We start from the raw sequence: 231 nt of genomic DNA, 5'->3' as shown, positions 1-231 counted from the left end.
CTGCGTTTTGGGGGTCAAGCGGGCTGCCGGCTCCCCCCGCCAGTTGCTCGCAGATCAAATCAAAAAGGGATTACCATGACCAGGTTCGTTTCGCGTTTCGTCAAGGACGAGTCCGGCGCCACCGCCATCGAATACGGCCTGATCGCCGCCCTGATGGCCGTCGCCATCATCACCTGCCTGACCGCCTTCGGTCCGCAGATGAAGGAAGCCTTCGAAGGCATCGGCGACTCG

At 61.9% G+C, this 231-nt stretch carries 1 protein-coding gene; it reads left to right on the top strand.

The window, feature by feature from the left end:
* Positions 1-75 precede the first annotated feature (75 nt).
* The coding region (locus tag SB725_RS34240; protein WP_410923833.1) for a Flp family type IVb pilin at positions 76-231 on the top strand (156 nt) is incomplete at its 3' end.

Source organism: Pseudomonas sp. SIMBA_041, assembly GCF_046535095.1.
GTDB lineage: Bacteria > Pseudomonadota > Gammaproteobacteria > Pseudomonadales > Pseudomonadaceae > Aquipseudomonas > Aquipseudomonas mucoides.
The sequence above is the reverse complement of the archived record's forward strand: the minus strand, read 5'-3'. Positions and strand labels throughout refer to the sequence as shown.